The sequence below is a fragment of the Vreelandella maris genome, assembly GCF_013371085.1.
Taxonomy (GTDB): domain Bacteria; phylum Pseudomonadota; class Gammaproteobacteria; order Pseudomonadales; family Halomonadaceae; genus Vreelandella; species Vreelandella maris.
Window position 1 is genome coordinate 223,446 of record NZ_JABWCV010000006.1, and the last position, 17,693, is coordinate 241,138.

Consider the following 17,693-nt stretch of genomic DNA (forward strand, 5'->3'; position numbering starts at 1 on the left):
CGATGCAAAATTCTATTGCGCTTGATTCTACCCGATTGCAGCGCCTACAGCAGGCACCGTTATGGGAATTTGCGCTGGCGCTTTACGCCAAGCCTGGTGTTGAGGCTGCTTGCCTGACGCTGCAAGAGGAGGGTGAGCTGGATGTTTGTGAGCTACTATTTCATTGCTGGCTCTACTCGTGCGGTTTAGAAGCGGTCCCCCGCGCGGTCGCTCGCCAGCGCGAGCAGCGTCGCCAATGGCAGAGCAGTGTCACGGCAGTTTTGCGTGGTTTACGTCGCGATTTAAAAGACTCGGCAGCGTCTAGTGACTCTGTGGCAGCGCTGCGCGAAACCATTAAGCAGGCGGAACTAATGGCCGAGCGTGAGAACCTTCAACGTTGGCAAGAATGGGTTTTAGAAGCGCATGCTGATGAGCAGCGTGTAATGAATATCGTCGAAATGCCGCAAGATTCGGCTAAATGGCTGCGAAATCAGCTGCTTTTTAGTAAAGCTAACACCCACTCGGAGAGTAGCTTAAATACCACGTCGGCACTGTGTGAGGCGCTACAAATGCTTACTTGCCAGCTTGACCCTCATCAAGGAGCGCGCTAGCCTGAATTTAAGCTGATTTTGAAATACCTAGCGTTATTCGCTTGCTAGCACACCTTTAAGAACAGTACTTCAGTGTTTGTTAGTGAACACCAATTAGCGAATAACATTGTCGTGAATGACAGTGTCGTGTTTATAAATGCAAAACTGACCTAGGTTTTTGCGCACTTGAGTAGCGCGCTTATCACTGCAAGGGGAACACCGTATGAAGGCAAGCAAACCCGTATTTAATCGTTCTGTAACCACCAAATTAGTGACAACAGCAAGCGTGGGTGCACTGTTGATGAGCATGACAGCTGTCGCGCAAGCGGATAACTGGCGTTATGCTCATGAAGAGTACGAAGGCGACGTACAGGATGTCTTTGCCTATGCTTTTAAAGAGCATATCGAAGAGAACTCCGATCACACGGTTCAGGTTTACCGCTTTGGTGAGCTGGGCGAGTCTGACGATATTATGGAGCAGACTCAGAACGGTATTCTGCAGTTTGTGAACCAGTCACCCGGCTTTACCGGTGCATTGATTCCTGAAGCACAAATTTTCTTCATTCCTTACCTGCTGCCGACCGACGAAGAGACCGTACTGACGTTCTTCGAAGAAAGCGAAGCAATCAATGAGATGTTCCCAGAGCTTTATGCCGAACAAGGCCTTGAGCTACTGAAGATGTATCCAGAAGGTGAAATGGTCATAACGACCGACGAGCCGATCAGCTCGCCGGAAGATCTGGATAATAAGAAAATCCGTACCATGACCAACCCGCTGCTATCGGAAACCTACGACGCCTTTGGTGCGACGCCTACGCCGCTACCGTGGGGTGAAGTCTATGGTGGCCTACAGACCGGCATCATCGATGGTCAAGAGAACCCGATTTTCTGGATCGAATCCGGTGGTTTGTATGAGGTGTCTCCGCACCTGACCTTCACTGGTCATGGCTGGTTCACCACCGCAATGATGGCTAACCAGGACTTCTATGAAGGCCTGTCTGAAGAAGACCAAGCACTGGTCGATGAAGCTTCACAAGCCGCTTATGATCACACCATCGAGCATATCCAAGGCTTGGCTGAAGAGTCGTTAGCGAAGATTCAGGAAGCGTCTGATGAAGTGACCGTGACGCGTCTGGATGAAGAGCAGATTCAAGCCTTCCGTGACCGTGCTCCACAGGTTGAAGAAGCCTTCTTGGAAATGACCGGCGACAAAGGCGAAGAATTGCTTGAGCAGTTCAAAGCCGATTTGGAAGCCGTAAGCAACGAGTAATCATCCTTAAGCCGCATTTGCATGTTGGATGATTTACCCGAGGGGCAGCAAAGGCTGCCCCTTTTTTATGCTGTCGCGGTAAGCTATGGGTTATTCGGTTTGGAATTTAGCATCATTACGCTGGGTTACGTATATCTAGCGTTGAATCACCAGCGGCGGCATACCGTTACGCTAGTAGTGATTCCTTGCTGAATAGCGCGGGCAGGTTTGCAATAGGTAGGTCTGGAATAACGCTGTGTTAATTGTGCTAACGGCACTGAACTGATGCCGTTAAAGCCGTTAGAAAGGAGTCCGGCCATGACCGATGAAGAGATGGAAAAGAGTTACCGCTCCGGTTTGCCGGGGATTTTAGGCGTGATCGACACTGCAATTAGCAAAATGGAAGCCGTGATCCTGGCGATGGGCGTTTTGCTAATGGCGCTGAATACGGTCACCAACGTGGTTGCCCGTTTCGTGTTTGGCAACAGCATTATGTTTTCCGGTGAATTAAACCGAATTTTGATCATCATGATCACCTTTGCCGGGATTGGCTATGCCGCCCGACATGGCCGTCATATTCGTATGTCGGCTATTTATGATGCATTGCCGGTGGGTGGACGCAAAGTGCTGATGATTGGTATTGCACTATTCACATCGCTGGTAATGTTTTTCCTTCTTTATTATTCAATTATTTATATTGTTGACCTGTATAGCAAAGGGCGCGTGCTTCCCTCCCTGGGTTTACCGATATGGATCATTTACCTATGGGTACCGTTGGGCTTTTTGGTCACCGGGATTCAATACTTATTGACCGCTGTTAAAAACGTTACCTCCCACGATGTGTATCTCTCGACGGGCGTGGTGGATGGTTACAAAGACACGGAAACTGAAGTCTAACGCGGAACACTGCACCCTAGGGGAACAGCTATGACGACAATAATGGTTACTACCATGATTGCCCTGCTGCTGCTGGGCTTTCCAATGATGATCCCGCTGATTACCGCTGCGATAATTGGCTTCTTCATGATGTTTAACGGCTTCGGCCAGATGGATACGCTGATCCAGCAGATGATGGCGGGTATACGCCCAGCCTCACTCATTGCTGTGCCAATGTTTATTCTGGCTGCCGATATTATGACTCGCGGGCAGTCCGCTAATCGCTTAATTGATATGGTGATGTCGTTTATCGGCCATATTAAAGGCGGCTTAGCGGTGAGCACGGCGGCCTCTTGCACACTGTTTGGTGCCGTGTCCGGGTCAACGCAAGCGACCGTGGTGGCCGTTGGTTCACCATTGCGCCCGAAAATGCTTAAAGCGGGCTACTCAGACTCGTTTACGCTGGCGCTGATCATCAATGCCAGCGATATTGCCTTTCTAATTCCGCCTAGTATCGGCATGATTATCTACGGGGTTATCTCGGGTACTTCTATCGGTGAGCTATTTATCGCCGGGATTGGTCCAGGCTTGATGATTCTATGTATGTTCTCGGCTTACTGCATTATCTACGCCATTGTTAAAGACGTACCCACAGAACCAAAATCGAGCTGGAAAGAGCGCGCAAAAGCAGTACAGCAAGCGTTATGGCCGCTCGGCTTTCCGGTGATTATTGTTGGTGGTATCTATGGCGGTATCTTTAGCCCGACCGAAGCCGCCGCCGCCTGTGTGCTGTATGCCATCTTGCTTGAGTTTGTGGTCTTCCACTCGCTCAAAATGAACGACATTTACGCCATTGCCAAGTCCACCGGTTTAATCACCGCTGTGGTATTTATCTTGGTGGCAGTGGGTAATGGCTTCTCGTGGATTATCTCTTTTGCCCAGATCCCGCAAATGATTCTGGAGGCAGTGGGGATCAATGAAGCAGGCCCCACGGGCGTGTTGATTGCCATTTGTATCGCCTTTTTCGTTGCCTGTATGTTCGTTGACCCCATCGTCGTCATCCTGGTGTTAACGCCGATCTTTACACCGGCGATTGAAGCCACCGGACTCGACCCTGTGCTGGTGGGTATTTTGATTACGCTGCAGGTGGCGATAGGGTCGGCAACGCCGCCCTTTGGGTGCGACATCTTTACCGCGATTGCGATTTTCAAGCGCCCTTACTGGGACGTCATAAAAGGCACACCGCCGTTTATTTTCATGCTGATTTTAGCGGCCGCCTTGTTGATCATGTTCCCGCAAATTGCGCTGTTCCTGCGCGATGTTGCCTTCCGCTAAACAGCCACAAGGAGTACACGAATGTTTAATCGCATTTTAGTCCCGGTGGATGGCTCAAAAGGCGCCTTAAGGGCGCTGGAGAAGGCAGTAGGCTTGCAGATGCTAACGGGCGCCGAGCTTTATCTGCTGTGTGTGTTTAAACACCATAGCCTGTTGGAAGCCTCGCTTTCCATGGTGCGGCCCAATCAGTTGGATATTCCTGACGATGCGTTAAAAGAGTACGCCACCGAGATCGCCGTACATGCGAAAGCGCATGCTATTGAGCTTGGCGCTGATGACTCCCGCGTGCGTGCCTTTGTAAAAGGCGGGCGCCCTTCACGCATTATCGTGCGCTTCGCCCGTAAGCGGGAGTGCGATCTGATCGTGATTGGCGCCCAGGGCACCAACGGCGAAAAGAATCCACTGCTGGGCAGCGTCTCTCAGCGCGTTGCTGGCGCCGCTCACTGTCCTACGTTGGTCGTCTAATTCCGTTAAACCTCTTGCTTGCTTTATGGTCTTATTAACACCCACCGCCCCAAAGATGCAGCTTGGGGCGGTGGGTGTTAATCTTTAAGTGACACAGATAGGCGTTCGGCGCCGCTATATAAAAGATAAAAGGATCCTTCATGAAACTACTGCTCTCTACAACGGCTCTGACAGGTTTGCTTTTGGTCGCCCCTTTTGCAGCGGCAGCGCCCGAAACTGACGAACAGCGTTTGGCTTACAGTCTGGGTGTCACCTTGGGCGAAAGCATGCAGGCCGATATCGAAGACCTCGACTTAGATGCGTTTCATGACGGCATGAGTGACGTGTTTGAAGGTAATGACTTAGCGCTTAGTGAAGAAGAAATGACCGAAGCATTGATGGCTTTCCAAGAGCAATCAATGCAAGCACGTGAAGCCGAAGCTGAAGAGATAGCGCAAACGAATCTCGAAGAAGGCGAAGCTTTCCTGGCCGAAAACGCTGAACGTGAAGAAGTGACCGTGACGGATTCTGGCCTTCAGTATGAAGTGCTTGAGTCGGGCGATGGCGCAACACCTGGCCCTGAAGACACTGTCGAAGTGAACTACGAAGGCATGCTGTTAGACGGCACTGTATTCGATAGCTCCTTTGAGCGCGGCGAATCAGTCAGTTTCCAAACCAACCAAGTGATCGAAGGTTGGCAGGAAGCACTGCAGATGATGAGCGTTGGCGACAGCTGGATGCTATATATTCCCGCTGATATTGCTTACGGCGAAAATGGTCAAGGGCCGATTGGACCCAATGAAGTGCTGACCTTCCGCGTTGAACTGTTAGGCGTCGAATAAGCAATGACTTCAGCCGCCCCTTCCATGCTTCGCCCACTTGCATGCGCTCTGGTCTGCCTGAGCCTTGGTATCCCGTTGTTGGCACAGGCCGAGCCGGAGGTTGACCCCGAGGCATTACCCGCCCTGGGTGCCGTTAGCGAGCAGGCAAGCGTGGTGGGGGTATCGTCAGGCGGCTATATGGCAACCCAGCTAGCGGTTGCTTGGCCAGAACGGTTTAGCGGCCTGGGCGTACTGGCAGCGGGGCCTTGGAGTTGTGCACAAGGCTCGCTGAGTTTGGCACTTAACCAGTGCATGATGACGCGCCGCGGCGCGCCTTCATTAGACGAGCTGGAGAGCCGCTATGATCGCTATATAGCGCTTGAACAGGTCGGTAGCACAGAGCGTCTTAGCCAGCTTCGAGCCTACTTTTGGCACGGCGAAGAAGATGAGGTCGTTGAACCACTGCTGGGCGACCTGCTTGCCGAGCAGTGGACGCAATGGCTTGCCTCGCCAGATCAACTGCGCGTTGCGCGTAGCGAAAATGCCGGGCATGGCTGGCCGGTACGCTTACCTGATGATGCATCGCCCGGCCCCCAAGAGTGGGGCGATTGTCGCCAAGGGGGCGGTAGTTATGTATTAGCCTGCGATGAAGATATCGCTGGTGATATGTTGAACTGGCTTTATCCCGAACGTGAAGCCTCTGAGGCGAACGGCAAACTGGGTGGCGAGTTAGCCGCGTTTGATCAGTCGGAATTTGCGGTAAAAGGACTAGCCGACACAGGCTATGTGTTTATACCGGAAGGCTGTGAAGCGGGTAACTGCCCGGTAACGTTGGCGCTGCACGGCTGCCAAATGAACGCAGAGGCGATTGGTGAAACGTTTGTGCGTTACACTGGGTTAAACGCCTGGGCGTCAGCGCATCAGCAAATTGTGCTTTATCCTCAGGCGGAAAGCAGTATGGCGAACCCGCAAGGCTGCTGGGACTGGTGGGGATTTGCCGAAAGCACTTGGCAGTTAAGCCCTCAGCACGATACCCGTAGCGGCACCCAGATTGGTGCGCTGATGGCGATGTTGGATCGCTTGCAAACTGCTCCCGAAAACGCCTCGCCAGAGTAAAGTCGACTAACTGCCCAGTTCGCTCTCTAATGCCGAGACTAACCCATGGGGAGTTGGCGAATAGAGCACTCGCTGCAATATCTCGCCTTCGCGATTGACTAAAAAAAGCGAAGCGCTGTGATCAATGGTATACGCCATTGCGGAATCCGGCGCTTCGACTTTTCGCCATATCACGCCATAGCGCGCCGCAACATCTTCAAGCTGCTCCTGACTACCTACCGCACCAATGAACTCCTCGCCGAAAAAGCCCATGTACTCCTGCATGCGCTCTATGGTGTCGCGTTCGGGGTCAACGGTAATCATCACCGGCACCACCCGCTCGCGCTGCTCCTCAGAGAGTTGAGCCAAGGCTTGGCGTTTGACCGACTGGGTCATCGGGCATATGTCGGGGCAGAACGTGTAACCAAACGACAAAATGGCTAGCTGGTCGTCATCCAGCTGGGTCAGCGAAAAATCACCCTGGGTCGAAGGCATTTCCACAGGGCCACCTACAGGTTCGCCATCTTTGGGGGCGAAAGCGTAGTGATAGAGACCGATGCCACTAACCACAATTAATACAGCGGCGACACCAGCGCCCAGCCATAACGGTTTACGTGCCATGTGCGTTAACTCCGAATAACGTCAAAATCGAACCAGCTACCCACTTTACCTTCTGCAGTGTCCAGTATGACACGCGCTCGCCAGGGCATAACGGTTTGGGTACAAATCCCCACTTGGCCTTGTCCTTGAAAATGGCCGGGCGCACCTGCACTGAGAGCAAAACGGTGCAGTCCTAAGTCCATATCACGGCCAACAAAATCAACGTCAACCTGAGTGGCCGTAACGCCGTCAACCTCAACTTCCAGTGGTAATACCTCTAATGCATCAATCCTTCCGCTCGCTTGAACATGGAGGGTGATGCGGCCTTTATCGCCCAACGTGGCGGAACAAGGCGCTGTATGCAAGTTGCAGCTTGCGGCGGGGGGAAACCAGGTCACATCGCTATCGCGGTGCAACCAATGGGCAAAGGCATACCAGGCACAGGCAGCCAGCGCTATGCCAGTGACCAGTATCAGTACCCTTAAAGCAGGAAAGCCTGCCGGGTGTGCAGGTTTTGATATCATCTTCATGGCAGAATAATCGCTACGCAAGCCGTGAGGCGGGTGTTTCGCCATGGTAACAGCAATCGAGCCGATATCGCTGTGCTGGGATGTCGCAGGCAAAAGGGACGCAAATGGAGAGTATCACTGGCGCTTTAGGCCCCCTGTTTTTATTGATTTTACTGGGCGCCGTGCTCGGCTATTGGCGTTGGCCTAGCGATACCTTCTGGCCGCAGATGGAGCGGCTTATCTATTTTGTACTGTTCCCCGCCATGCTGGTGGGAACGCTGGCGACTGCCGATGTGAGCCAAGTGCCGGTAGGGCGCCTAGCACTGGTATTGCTGGGCGCAATGGCGTTGTTTGGCATACTGCTTTGGCGTTTACGGAGCTTGCTACGGCTTACGCCCGCTGCGTTTACCTCGGTGTTTCAAGGGGCGGTACGCTTTAATACTTATGTGGGCGTTGCTGGTGCCGCTGCGCTACACGGCAGCTTAGGAGCGACCACTGCAGCCGTCGCTGTGGCACTAATGGTACCGGTGGTGAACGTGATGTGCGTGGCGAGCTTTGTGGCCGCTGGCACGTTAGGCGGCGCTAGCGTGGGTAAAAGTGCAATGGCGCTGATTAAAAACCCGCTAATTCTGGCCTGCTTGACGGGAATTGGCCTGAACCTTTCCGGTGTCGGTTTACCTGGTTGGAGTCAAGACACGGTCGAGCTAGCGGGGCGTGCGGCGTTGCCACTGGGGCTGGTAGCGGTAGGGGTCGCGCTGCGCCCGGCGGCGTTGCTGCGTATTGACCGCGGCGTGCTGGCTACCAATAGCGTTAAGCTGCTGCTGATGCCCGCGTTTGTCTTGGTATTAACCTGGGTGCTGCAACTGGACCCGGTCAGTCGTGACGTGGCGCTCCTGTTTGCAGCGCTGCCCACCGCTACGTCTGCCTATATTTTAGCCCGCCAACTGGGCGGAGACGCTGAACTGATGGCGGCCATTATCACCGGACAAACCCTACTGGCCATGGCGACGCTACCGTTCTGGCTACGATTGGTAAGCTGATGGCTACGCAGTCTCAAAGCTGTAAATAAAAAATATTCGTATTTGTATTGACGAAGTAAATGAGAACTATTACAGTGTGATTGTCAGCGTTTAATGAGACGCTGGCAGCCAAGACAGCTACTAGCCAACAATTGGCGCCAGTTTACTGTCATGGTTTCTCCCTCTCATTGCTAGTCACGGTCTTTTTTGCCGCTCCCATGGAGCGGCTTTCTTTTTTCTCCATCTTGCTAATATCCCATTCCTGACGCTGCCCTGCTTTTTCGGCGGCCTCCAAAGAGCATTGCTGAGGTGTGTTTTGGCGTCTACGTTTTATACGTAATGCCTAAAAGCGCTTGTTAAACGCATGCTAATGGAGGAGTTGACCATGAACGATACTCAAGATCTTTTCCCTACTCGCTTGGAGCGAAAGTTGGGAATGTTTGAACGCATCGATCCCGTGGTATATGGCGATGAATCCCAGCTTGCTGATGGGCCACTGAGTCGGTCGCAAATTGAGGAGTATAAGAAAAAGGGATTTCTTTCCTTTGAAAGTTTTTTTGACGCCGATGATATGCAGGTGTTTCTTCAAGAGCTGCGTGAGTACGAAGATGATGCCGATCTCAAACTTTCAGAAGGCACGATTCTTGAACCAGGGCGCGAAGAAATACGCACCGTTTTCGGTATTCATGAAGTGTCCAAGCGTTTTCAACGTCTGACCCAGGACCCCAAGCTGTTGGCGATCGTCAAGCAATTGTTGGGCAGCGATGTCTATATCCATCAGTCACGAATCAATTATAAGCCTGGGTTCAAAGGCAAAGGGTTTGATTGGCACTCAGACTTTGAGACATGGCATAGCGAAGATGGCATGCCGCGCATGCGCGCGCTGAGCTGTTCCATCGTGCTCACCGATAACGGTGAGTTTAATGGGCCACTGATGTTGATTCCCGGGTCGCATCGTTACTTTATCCCCTGTGTAGGGCGAACGCCGGAGAATAACTACAAGGAGTCGCTAAAAAGCCAAGAGGTGGGGGTGCCGCCAGCCAGCAGCCTGCGCGAATTAATGTTGGAGAACGATATTGAAGCGCCCAAGGGCCCCGCCGGTTCCCTGGTGATTTTCGAAAGCAATACCATGCATGGCTCCAACACGAATATGTCCTGCTGGCCGAGAAGTAATCTGTTCTTTGTTTATAACAGTGTTGAAAACACCCTTCACGACCCTTACTGCGGTAATCGGCCCCGGCCGGAGTTTCTGGCCAATCGTTCAGATTGGGAGCCGATTGAACCGCTTAAAGAGTAAGGCGTTACCCCTCTCGCCGATAAATCAAATCCCACACGCCGTGGCCGAGTTTTTCGCCGCGGGCTTCAAATTTGGTGAGTGGGCGAAACGCCGGGCGGGGCACGTAAGGGGCGGTCTCTGCGCTTGCGGTGTTGGCATAACCGGGGGCCGCTTCCATCACTTCCGCCATCCATTCTGCGTAGGCTTCCCAGTCCGTCGCAAGATGGAAGGTGCCGCCGGGCATCAGACGAGTGCGAATCAGCTCAACAAAGGCTGGCTGCACGATACGCCGCTTGTGATGCTTTTTCTTCGGCCAGGGGTCTGGGAAGAACAGCTGCAGCGTCGTCAGCGAGCCTTCCGGCAGGCACTGTTCGAGCACGGCCAGGGCATCTTCGCGGTAAACGCGCAGGTTAGTCAGGCCGCGTTTATCCACCTCATCTAATAGTTTGCCAACGCCAGGGGCGTGCACTTCGATCCCGATAAAGTCGGTATCCGGGTGGGTTTCGGCCTGCTCAATCAGCGAGTTACCCATGCCAAAGCCGATTTCGACTACGCGCGGCGCTTGGCGCCCAAACAGCACGTCCAGGTCTTGACGGCCGTCGGCAATGGTCAGGCCGAAGCGTGGCCAAACCTCTTCTAGCCCCCGGTTTTGTGCCTGGGTCATGCGGCCCGCGCGGATTACATAGCTTTTAATGCCGCGACGATGCAGCGGGGCATCCTGGCTTTCGGGGCTGGTGGTGGCGTTGCCTTCGGGCGCGGCATTGTTCGTATCGGTCATGGTGTCTCTGTATCAGCCGTTAATACGGCCAGCGAAAGGAGAAGAGGGATCGGCGGACTGGCGGCGCGGCATACGGCCAGCTAAAAACGCGTCGCGGCCGGCTTCCACGGCTAGTTTCATGGCGTTGGCCATGCGTAGCGGGTCGCGAGCATGGGCAATGGCACTGTTCAACAGTACGCCGTCACAGCCGAGCTCCATCGCCATGGCGGCATCCGACGCCGTGCCAATGCCCGCATCCACCAGCACCGGAACGTTGCTCTGCTCAACAATCAAGCGCACGTTGTGCGGGTTTTGAATGCCGTGGCCAGAGCCAATCAGCGAGCCCAGTGGCATGATGGCGCAGCAGCCCATGGCTTCCAGTTCGCGTGCCACAATGGGGTCATCGCTGGTGTAAACCATCACGTCAAAACCATCGGCAAGCAGCGTTTCAGCGGCTTTCAGGGTCTCTACCACGTTGGGGTAGAGCGTGTGGTCATCGCCGAGCACTTCCAGTTTGACCAGGTTGTGGCCATCGAGCAGCTCGCGGGCCAAACGGCAGGTGCGCACGGCATCTTTCGCGTTGTAGCAACCAGCGGTATTGGGCAGCAGGGTGTAGCGCTCTGGCGAGATAACATCCAGTAGATTGGGCGCCTCGGCGTCCTGGCCCAAGTTGGTACGGCGTACGGCAAACGTCACTATCTCGGCACCGCTCTGGGCAATGGCAGCACCGGTTTCGGTAAAGTCTTTATACTTGCCTGTGCCGACCAGCAGGCGCGAGTGAAAGTCGCGTCCGGCGATGGTGAGCGGAGTATCGGTTAGTTGGGTCATAGTATTTCCTCTAGCCGCCGCCAATCGCGTGGACAACTTCCACATGGTCGCCATCGGCCAAGCGGGTATCGGCGTGTTGGCTGCGGGGGACGATCTCTTCGTTAATTTCGACGGCGATGCGACGGCCGCTAAGACCCAATTGTTCAACTAGGTCGGCGGCAGTGAGGCCGGTCGAAAGCGTATGGGGTTCACCGTTTAGACGTATCTGGATAGACATAAAGGGTCGCGTCTCATTCGTCGTGGCAATGCGTTCTCTATTGTAGCGGTTTCGAGCCGCTCAAGGTACGCCGTGGGGCAATCCGCGCGCGAAAATGAAGCAGACAAGTGAAGCAGGAGAACAATGTGCAACGAGCAGATAAAGGATGGTGGTGTATAGCGGCGCTGTCAGGCGCGATGATGGTGATGCTGGGTGCCTATGCAGCGCACGGATTAGCGGCGCGTACTACCGAAGCAATGGTGAGTGCTGTGGAAACCGGTGTGCGCTACCAAGCGTGGCACACGCTTGCCATAATGATAGTGCTGGTGTGGCGCCGGGTACAACCACTGGCTGGCCAGCGCTGGGTGCTGGCCCTGTGGTCGCTGGGGGTGGTGTGTTTTTCAGGCTCGCTTTATCTCATGGCGCTGGCGGGGCTGAGTCTCGGTATTGTGACGCCGATTGGCGGCGTTTTGCTGATGGCTGGGTGGCTGGCGCTGGCCGTGATCGTTCTGAAAGCTTCGTAAACGGCCGATATTGATGACGTTTCTAGCGCTTCATGCGGTGGTTGATACGCGCTATATCCGCTGGCGCGTCGATATCAACCAGTGTGCCCGCGTCCTGCACTGCATACTCGTGGTAGAGGGAGGCGTGGCGGCGAATAAGGGTTTTGGCACCTGTGTTGCCGTTCAAGGTTTCAAGTTCCGGCCAGAAGGTCCGCCCAAAAATGACCGGGTGGCCTGGTCGTCCGCCATGGCAGGGCCGCACGATAGTGTCACGGGTGGCTTGGTGTTGAAGTGCCAGTAGCGTATCGCGCTGAAGACAAGGCATGTCGCCCAATAAAATTGCCACCGCCTCAATGCTTTGAAGCTGGGGGTCACGGCCCAGTTCGGCCATCGCCTCCGCCAGGCTTGCCCCCAGGCCGCCGTGCGCCTGTTGAATGCGAATTAGCGGCACATCGTCAGTAAGGCCCAATAACGCAGGGTCGTCCTCTTCGCGAATCACCACGCGCAGTTGGGCAAACGCCTGCTGTGCTTGTGCAACCGAGGCGGCGAGTAAGGGCCGCCCATCGGCCAAGGACGCACGGCGCTTGTCTTGATCGCCGAAACGCCGCGAGTAGCCGGCAGCCATCACCAAGGCGACAATGTGGCTAGGGCTTATCATTGAGAAAGCTCACTGATAGTTTTGCCATGCTGTACCCGCACGATATCTGCCATCACGGCGAGAGCAATTTCCGCCGGTGTTTTGCTGCCCAGTGCCAGGCCAATCGGCATATGCAGGCGGTCGATCTGCGCCTCTGTTAGCCCCCCTGAGCGAATCAGCCGCTCCGCCCGGGCAGTTGATGTACGCCTTGATCCCATCACGCCTATATAAAAAGCGGGCGTGCGCACGGCTTCTATCATGGCTAGGTCATCAATACGTGGGTCATGAGTGAGCGCCACCACCGCCGTGGCGCTATGGCAAACACCGGAGGCAATGTACCGGGAAGGCAGTAGCGCTTTGACCTCTACACCCGGCACTGAAAAATCCGCGCAGGCTGCCTCGTCTGGATCGCAGACGATTACCTCAAAGCCCAGTGTCACCGCAAAGGCGGCGCAGGGGGCGGAAATCGCCGAAATACCGGCGATAATTAATCGCCTGGCGGGCGCGATGCGCATTTGAATCATCGTGGGTTGGTCATGGCCTTGCGCCTTCTGTTGTACCACGCGGGGGCCCAAGGAAGCATCCTCGCTAAAGCCGTGCGTTCCCGTGGAAACATCGACGTTACGGATTAACTGATAGTGGCCATCCAGCGTGGCCAGTAGCGTCGTTAGATGTTCCCGCGTGTCTGATGTAGAAGGCAGGCGTTCGATCAATATGTCTAAGAGGCCGCCGCAGGGAAGCGTGATGTGGGCGCTTTGAGCGTCTTCGCTGTCTCCGTAGCGCGTAATGGTGATGGTGCGATCAAATTCACCCTCGCGCAGGCGCTGGATAAAGTCCTCCTCGACACAGCCCCCCGACAGCGAGCCGATATGCTTGCCTGCTTGGTCAACCGCCATCCAGGAACCAGGCGCACGTGGGGAAGAACCAAACGTCGCAAGCACGGTGCACAGCCAGACCGTTTTCCCTTCTTGGCACCACGTTAGCGCTTGCTCAATGACTTGCCGATCCAAATGTTGCATTCAATCATGCTTCCTATAATTAACAAACGGCATCCATTGCCGCCTTGGCGTAGACAGCCACCTCTAGCGTAGCGCAGCTGCTTATAAAGCATGCGTAATACGCCCTTTTTCAAGATGATTATGCCCAAGAGTGGGGTGACGTACGCCAATTATGTCTATGCTGACATTGTGACGATATTCATTAAGTGACAGCAATGAGCAGGGAAGGCACCTATTGATGAATTCACCCGATAGCGCTGGCAAGCGTCGTGAAATTACCCCACATGGCGTGGAGCATTCGAATGTCACCTTCACAGTCAATGGAAAAAGACATGAGCTTGAACTGGATAATCGGACAACGCTGCTAGATACGTTGCGCGAACATTTGCAGTTAACCGGCTCTAAGAAGGGCTGTGATCATGGCCAGTGCGGCGCCTGTACAGTGTTTGTGAATGGCACCCGCATCAATGCCTGCCTGACACTGGCAGTGATGCATGAAGGAGATGAGATAGCGACCGTTGAAGGGCTGGGCGATGTCGAACATCTTGACCCCATGCAGCAAGCCTTTATCGACCATGATGGCTTTCAGTGTGGCTATTGCACCCCAGGGCAAATTTGTTCAGCCAAGGCGGTGTTGGAGGAGGTTCGGGCGGGCCTGCCCAGCCACATCACGCAGGATCTAAACACGCCTATTGAGCTCACCGACGCCGAGATTCGCGAGCGGATGTCGGGCAATCTTTGCCGCTGCGGTGCTTACTCAAACATTCTAAAAGCCATCACTCAGGTAGCGGAGGCGCACCCATGAGAGCCTTCGCCTATGAACGGATAACCGACCCTGCCCAGGCGGCGGCACGCGCTGCCGAGGTGCCAGGCGCCAAATTTATTGCTGGCGGCACAAATCTGCTCGATTTAATGAAGCATGAAATTGAAACGCCGACACATTTGATTGATGTCACCAAAACCGGCCTCAACGACATTACGGCTACCGATGCCGGTGGCCTGCGGGTTGGGGCGCTGGTCAGCAATAGCGACCTGTCGGCCGACTCGCGGATCCGCAAAGACTATGCGGTGTTGAGTCGCGCCTTGGTGTCAGGGGCCTCCGGCCAGCTGCGCAATAAAGCCACCACCGGCGGCAATCTTTTACAACGCACGCGGTGCCCCTATTTCTACGACACCGGAATGCCCTGTAATAAGCGCCAACCCGGGGCGGGCTGTGCGGCACTCGGTGATGGAGCCTCCACGCGCCAGCTGGGTATTATAGGTACATCAGAGGCGTGTATTGCCACGCACCCTTCTGACATGGCCGTGGCGCTCAGAGCACTGGATGCCGAAGTGGAAACCGCCACCCCCAGCGGCGAAACACGGCGTATGACGTTGGATGCGTTTTACCCGCTGCCCGGCGATACCCCCGAAGTTGAAAGCACGTTAAAGCCGGGCGAGATGATCACTGGCGTGGTGCTCCCCCCGCCCGTGGTAGGCCGCCATGCCTATTATAAAGTTCGTGACCGGGCTTCTTACGCGTTTGCTCTGGTATCCGTGGCGCTGATTCAAAAGCCGGATGGAACCGGGCGTGTGGCGCTGGGCGGTGTGGCACCCAAACCCTGGCGACGCGCTGAAGCCGATGCCGAGCTGCCCAACGGCGCGCAAGCAGTCATGGCTCGACTGCTTGATGGTGCCCGCCCCACGCAAGAGAACGCCTTTAAACTGACGCTGGCAGAGCGAACGCTTGCCACGCTGCTGGCGCAGGAGTGACCCATGGATTTTAATCAATCGGCTGAAGACAACCTGTTCGACCACGCCCGTGTGATTGGCAAACCTCATCCCCGAGTCGACGGCCTTCTCAAAGTAACTGGCCGCGCGCCCTATGCGTATGAGCGCCATAACGTAGTTGCCAATCAACTGGTGGGGTACCCCTTGTGCGCAACGATTGCCAAGGGGCGGATTACCCATATGGACGCTTCCGCCGCCCGCGCCGCCCCCGGCGTTGCGGCCGTGGTGACTACCGCCGAACTTGAACCACTTGAACGTGCTAAAAGTAATATCGCCCACCTATTCGGCGGCGCAAAGATTGAGCACTACCATCAGGCGATTGCCGTGGTGGTCGCTGAAACACTGGAACAGGCGCACGGTGCCGCTGGCCTGATTGAGGTGCGGTACGAAGAAGCGCCGGGCGTGTTTGATCTTGAGGACGCCTTTGAGCGGCTACAGGACATCGGCGAGCCGCAAACTAATGTGGGTGATGTGGATGCCGCTTTGCAAGCCGCGCCCGTAACGCTGGATGCGGTTTACCGCACGGCATCCCAAAGCCACGCCATGATGGAGCCGCATGCGTCGATCGTCGATTGGTCCGAGGGTGGGCAGATGACGGTGTGGACCTCGAACCAAATGATAGACACGAATCGGCAGGCACTGGCCACCACCTTCAATATTGACGCTGATACCATTCGCGTAGAGAGCCCCTATATCGGCGGCGGCTTTGGCGGAAAGCTTTGGCTACGGGCCGATGCGGTGCTCGCCGCGCTTGGCTCGCGCGAGACCGGGCGGCCAGTCAAAGTCGCCTTGCCGCGCCCAATGATCTTCAACAATGCCACGCATCGGTCCGGCACCATTCAACGCCTGCGCATCGCGGCCGGATCAGATGGCAAGATTACCGCTTTCGACCATGCTGCCATTTCCCATACGCTGCCCGGCGGCAGCGGTGAAGACGCGGTCAACCAGACCCGCTGCTTCTATGCGGGCGAAAATCGTCGCGTAGCGCACCATCCTATCGATATGGGCCTGCCCGAATCGGCGGACATGCGTGCCCCTGGTGAAGCCTCGGGGCTGGCGGTGCTGGAGATCGCCATGGACGAGATGGCGGAGAAGCTCGGCATGGATCCGGTGGAATTCCGGATTCTCAACGACACCCAGGTCAACCCCGAGGAGCCCTCAAAGCCTTTCACCGAACGTCACTTTGTGGAGTGCCTGCGTAAGGGCGCCGACACTTTCGGCTGGGCTGAGCGTAACCTTGAGCCTGGCGGTCGGCGCGAAGGCCAGTGGCTGATTGGCCACGGTATGGCCGGAGCTTATCGCGGTGCGCCCACCATGACCTCGGGCGCGCGGGTGCGCTTGCAGAAAGGGCGGCTGATCGTGGAAACCGATATGACCGATATCGGTACCGGCTCCTACACCATCCTGACCCAAACGGCGGCAGAAACCATGGGCATGGAGATGCAGGATGTAGAAGTGCGCCTTGGCAATAGCGCCTATCCAACCTCCTCCGGCTCAGGCGGGCAGTTTGGTGCGACTAGCACCACCGCTGGCGTATATGCTGCCTGTGTGGCGCTTCAAGAGCAGATCGCCAAGCGCCTAAACGTTGACGAGGCGCGCTTTGAAAATGGCCGCGTGGTTTCCGGACAGAAAGATCTGGCGCTGGCCGACATAGCCGATGGCGAAGAGATAGTGGCTGAGGATTCGATCAACTTTGGCGACTTCAAGGATGAGCTGGAGATCGGCACCTTCGGCGCGCACTTTATCGAGGTGGCCGTGAATGCCTACACCGGGGAAACTCGCGTGCGGCGTATGCTGGCCGTGTGCGATGCAGGGCGCATCCTCAATCCCATCACGGCGCGCAGCCAGGTAATTGGCGGCATGACCATGGGCGTAGGCGCTGCCTTGACCGAGGGCATGAGCGTGGATACCGGGCGCGGCTTCTTCGTCAACCACGACCTAGCAGGCTACGAAGTGGCGGTACATGCGGATATTCCCGAGCAGGAGGTCATCTTTTTAGAGACCACCGATGCTGCTTCATCGCCCCTAAAAGCAAAAGGGGTGGGTGAGCTGGGTATTTGCGGCGTAGCGGCTGCGATTGGCAACGCGATCTACAATGCCACCGGTGTCCGGATACGTGAGTACCCGATGACGCTGGATCACATGATCGATCAACTCCCTAACACTGAGCGTTGAGCTAGCTTGACCTTGGGGCGACACACAGGTTGTAAG

20 protein-coding genes are annotated in these 17,693 nt (G+C 55.5%); 13 read left to right on the forward strand and 7 right to left on the reverse strand.

The window, feature by feature from the left end; all coding sequences use genetic code 11:
• Positions 1-2 precede the first annotated feature (2 nt).
• From HUO07_RS07395 to HUO07_RS07425, 7 genes are all read left to right on the forward strand, one after another.
• Positions 3-590: a TIGR02444 family protein gene (locus HUO07_RS07395; RefSeq protein WP_176303032.1), complete on the forward strand. Its 588-nt coding sequence runs from the start codon at positions 3-5 to the stop codon at positions 588-590.
• A 202-nt stretch (positions 591-792) separates the two neighbouring features.
• Positions 793-1,839 carry a TRAP transporter substrate-binding protein gene (locus HUO07_RS07400; RefSeq protein ID WP_176303033.1) on the forward strand — a complete coding sequence of 349 codons (1,047 nt, stop codon included), beginning with the start codon at positions 793-795 and terminating at the stop codon, positions 1,837-1,839.
• A gap of 297 nt (positions 1,840-2,136) precedes the next feature.
• Entirely contained in the window at positions 2,137-2,715 is a 579-nt protein-coding gene (locus tag HUO07_RS07405; RefSeq protein ID WP_176303034.1) for a TRAP transporter small permease, read from the forward strand.
• A 30-nt stretch (positions 2,716-2,745) separates the two neighbouring features.
• Positions 2,746-4,029 (forward strand): TRAP transporter large permease, encoded by a 1,284-nt coding sequence (locus HUO07_RS07410; RefSeq protein WP_176303035.1) that lies wholly within the window; start codon positions 2,746-2,748, stop codon positions 4,027-4,029.
• Between the two features lie 21 nt (positions 4,030-4,050).
• A complete protein-coding gene (locus tag HUO07_RS07415) occupies positions 4,051-4,494 on the forward strand; it encodes a universal stress protein (protein ID WP_008956527.1) in 444 nt (147 codons plus the stop codon).
• Positions 4,495-4,634: 140 nt separating this feature from the next.
• A complete protein-coding gene (locus HUO07_RS07420; RefSeq protein WP_176303036.1) occupies positions 4,635-5,315 on the forward strand; it encodes a BamJ family beta-barrel-assembly machinery protein in 681 nt (226 codons plus the stop codon).
• A gap of 3 nt (positions 5,316-5,318) precedes the next feature.
• Positions 5,319-6,410 carry a PHB depolymerase family esterase gene (locus HUO07_RS07425; RefSeq protein ID WP_176303037.1) on the forward strand — a complete coding sequence of 364 codons (1,092 nt, stop codon included), beginning with the start codon at positions 5,319-5,321 and terminating at the stop codon, positions 6,408-6,410.
• Between the two features lie 6 nt (positions 6,411-6,416).
• Here the strand turns inward: HUO07_RS07425 and HUO07_RS07430 are convergent, their stop codons facing one another.
• Entirely contained in the window at positions 6,417-7,010 is a 594-nt protein-coding gene (locus HUO07_RS07430; protein WP_176303038.1) for an SCO family protein, read from the reverse strand.
• Between the two features lie 5 nt (positions 7,011-7,015).
• Positions 7,016-7,519, reverse strand: a complete 504-nt coding sequence (locus HUO07_RS07435; RefSeq protein ID WP_246286553.1) for a hypothetical protein — start codon at positions 7,517-7,519, stop codon at positions 7,016-7,018.
• A gap of 104 nt (positions 7,520-7,623) precedes the next feature.
• On the opposite strand from HUO07_RS07435, the gene HUO07_RS07440 reads away from it, so the two are divergent.
• Together HUO07_RS07440 and thpD are read left to right on the forward strand one after the other, a co-directional pair.
• Positions 7,624-8,538, forward strand: a complete 915-nt coding sequence (locus tag HUO07_RS07440; protein ID WP_176303039.1) for an AEC family transporter — start codon at positions 7,624-7,626, stop codon at positions 8,536-8,538.
• 364 nt (positions 8,539-8,902) lie between these two features.
• Positions 8,903-9,814 (forward strand): ectoine hydroxylase, encoded by a 912-nt coding sequence (gene thpD, locus HUO07_RS07445; protein ID WP_176303040.1) that lies wholly within the window; start codon positions 8,903-8,905, stop codon positions 9,812-9,814.
• Between the two features lie 4 nt (positions 9,815-9,818).
• Here thpD and trmB read toward each other — a convergent pair whose 3' ends face one another.
• The 3 genes from trmB to thiS are packed head-to-tail and all read right to left on the reverse strand — an operon-like array spanning position 9,819 to position 11,595.
• Entirely contained in the window at positions 9,819-10,571 is a 753-nt protein-coding gene (gene trmB, locus HUO07_RS07450) for a tRNA (guanosine(46)-N7)-methyltransferase TrmB (protein ID WP_176303041.1), read from the reverse strand.
• A 12-nt stretch (positions 10,572-10,583) separates the two neighbouring features.
• Complete coding sequence (locus tag HUO07_RS07455) at positions 10,584-11,378, reverse strand: thiazole synthase (protein WP_176303042.1); 795 nt, start codon at positions 11,376-11,378, stop codon at positions 10,584-10,586.
• Between the two features lie 10 nt (positions 11,379-11,388).
• The gene (gene thiS, locus HUO07_RS07460) at positions 11,389-11,595 is read right to left on the reverse strand and encodes a sulfur carrier protein ThiS (RefSeq protein ID WP_008956536.1); all 207 of its coding nucleotides are present in this window, start codon (positions 11,593-11,595) and stop codon (positions 11,389-11,391) included.
• A 125-nt stretch (positions 11,596-11,720) separates the two neighbouring features.
• Here thiS and HUO07_RS07465 point away from each other — a divergent pair, with 125 nt between their 5' ends.
• Complete coding sequence (locus HUO07_RS07465; protein WP_176303043.1) at positions 11,721-12,098, forward strand: DUF423 domain-containing protein; 378 nt, start codon at positions 11,721-11,723, stop codon at positions 12,096-12,098.
• 22 nt (positions 12,099-12,120) lie between these two features.
• Here the strand turns inward: HUO07_RS07465 and HUO07_RS07470 are convergent, their stop codons facing one another.
• On the reverse strand, positions 12,121-12,735 hold the full coding sequence (locus HUO07_RS07470; RefSeq protein ID WP_176303044.1) for a nucleotidyltransferase family protein: 615 nt from the start codon (positions 12,733-12,735) through the stop codon (positions 12,121-12,123).
• Positions 12,732-13,733, reverse strand: coding sequence for an XdhC family protein (locus HUO07_RS07475; RefSeq protein WP_176303045.1), 1,002 nt, complete (start codon positions 13,731-13,733; stop codon positions 12,732-12,734). The genes HUO07_RS07470 and HUO07_RS07475 overlap by 4 nt, the downstream gene beginning before the upstream one ends.
• Positions 13,734-13,950: 217 nt before the next feature.
• Between HUO07_RS07475 and HUO07_RS07480 the strand changes: the two genes are divergently transcribed.
• The 3 genes from HUO07_RS07480 to paoC are packed head-to-tail and all read left to right on the forward strand — an operon-like array spanning position 13,951 to position 17,657.
• Entirely contained in the window at positions 13,951-14,517 is a 567-nt protein-coding gene (locus HUO07_RS07480) for a 2Fe-2S iron-sulfur cluster-binding protein (RefSeq protein ID WP_176303046.1), read from the forward strand.
• Positions 14,514-15,464 carry an FAD binding domain-containing protein gene (locus HUO07_RS07485; RefSeq protein ID WP_176303047.1) on the forward strand — a complete coding sequence of 317 codons (951 nt, stop codon included), beginning with the start codon at positions 14,514-14,516 and terminating at the stop codon, positions 15,462-15,464. The genes HUO07_RS07480 and HUO07_RS07485 overlap by 4 nt, the downstream gene beginning before the upstream one ends.
• A gap of 3 nt (positions 15,465-15,467) precedes the next feature.
• Complete coding sequence (gene paoC, locus HUO07_RS07490) at positions 15,468-17,657, forward strand: aldehyde oxidoreductase molybdenum-binding subunit PaoC (protein ID WP_176303048.1); 2,190 nt, start codon at positions 15,468-15,470, stop codon at positions 17,655-17,657.
• The last annotated feature ends 36 nt before the right edge of the window (positions 17,658-17,693 follow it).

Excerpts from the sequence above, each read along its gene's own strand:
- HUO07_RS07395 (WP_176303032.1), top strand. The coding sequence starts at position 3 with ATGCAAAATTCTATTGCGCTTGATTCTACCCGATTGCAGCGCCTACAG.
- HUO07_RS07400 (WP_176303033.1), top strand. The coding sequence starts at position 793 with ATGAAGGCAAGCAAACCCGTATTTAATCGTTCTGTAACCACCAAATTA.
- HUO07_RS07405 (WP_176303034.1), top strand. The coding sequence starts at position 2,137 with ATGACCGATGAAGAGATGGAAAAGAGTTACCGCTCCGGTTTGCCGGGG.
- HUO07_RS07410 (WP_176303035.1), top strand. The coding sequence starts at position 2,746 with ATGACGACAATAATGGTTACTACCATGATTGCCCTGCTGCTGCTGGGC.
- HUO07_RS07415 (WP_008956527.1), top strand. The coding sequence starts at position 4,051 with ATGTTTAATCGCATTTTAGTCCCGGTGGATGGCTCAAAAGGCGCCTTA.
- HUO07_RS07420 (WP_176303036.1), top strand. The coding sequence starts at position 4,635 with ATGAAACTACTGCTCTCTACAACGGCTCTGACAGGTTTGCTTTTGGTC.
- HUO07_RS07425 (WP_176303037.1), top strand. The coding sequence starts at position 5,319 with ATGACTTCAGCCGCCCCTTCCATGCTTCGCCCACTTGCATGCGCTCTG.
- HUO07_RS07430 (WP_176303038.1), bottom strand. The coding sequence starts at position 7,010 with ATGGCACGTAAACCGTTATGGCTGGGCGCTGGTGTCGCCGCTGTATTA.
- HUO07_RS07435 (WP_246286553.1), bottom strand. The coding sequence starts at position 7,519 with ATGAAGATGATATCAAAACCTGCACACCCGGCAGGCTTTCCTGCTTTA.
- HUO07_RS07440 (WP_176303039.1), top strand. The coding sequence starts at position 7,624 with ATGGAGAGTATCACTGGCGCTTTAGGCCCCCTGTTTTTATTGATTTTA.
- thpD (WP_176303040.1), top strand. The coding sequence starts at position 8,903 with ATGAACGATACTCAAGATCTTTTCCCTACTCGCTTGGAGCGAAAGTTG.
- trmB (WP_176303041.1), bottom strand. The coding sequence starts at position 10,571 with ATGACCGATACGAACAATGCCGCGCCCGAAGGCAACGCCACCACCAGC.
- HUO07_RS07455 (WP_176303042.1), bottom strand. The coding sequence starts at position 11,378 with ATGACCCAACTAACCGATACTCCGCTCACCATCGCCGGACGCGACTTT.
- thiS (WP_008956536.1), bottom strand. The coding sequence starts at position 11,595 with ATGTCTATCCAGATACGTCTAAACGGTGAACCCCATACGCTTTCGACC.
- HUO07_RS07470 (WP_176303044.1), bottom strand. The coding sequence starts at position 12,735 with ATGATAAGCCCTAGCCACATTGTCGCCTTGGTGATGGCTGCCGGCTAC.
- HUO07_RS07475 (WP_176303045.1), bottom strand. The coding sequence starts at position 13,733 with ATGCAACATTTGGATCGGCAAGTCATTGAGCAAGCGCTAACGTGGTGC.
- HUO07_RS07480 (WP_176303046.1), top strand. The coding sequence starts at position 13,951 with ATGAATTCACCCGATAGCGCTGGCAAGCGTCGTGAAATTACCCCACAT.
- HUO07_RS07485 (WP_176303047.1), top strand. The coding sequence starts at position 14,514 with ATGAGAGCCTTCGCCTATGAACGGATAACCGACCCTGCCCAGGCGGCG.
- paoC (WP_176303048.1), top strand. The coding sequence starts at position 15,468 with ATGGATTTTAATCAATCGGCTGAAGACAACCTGTTCGACCACGCCCGT.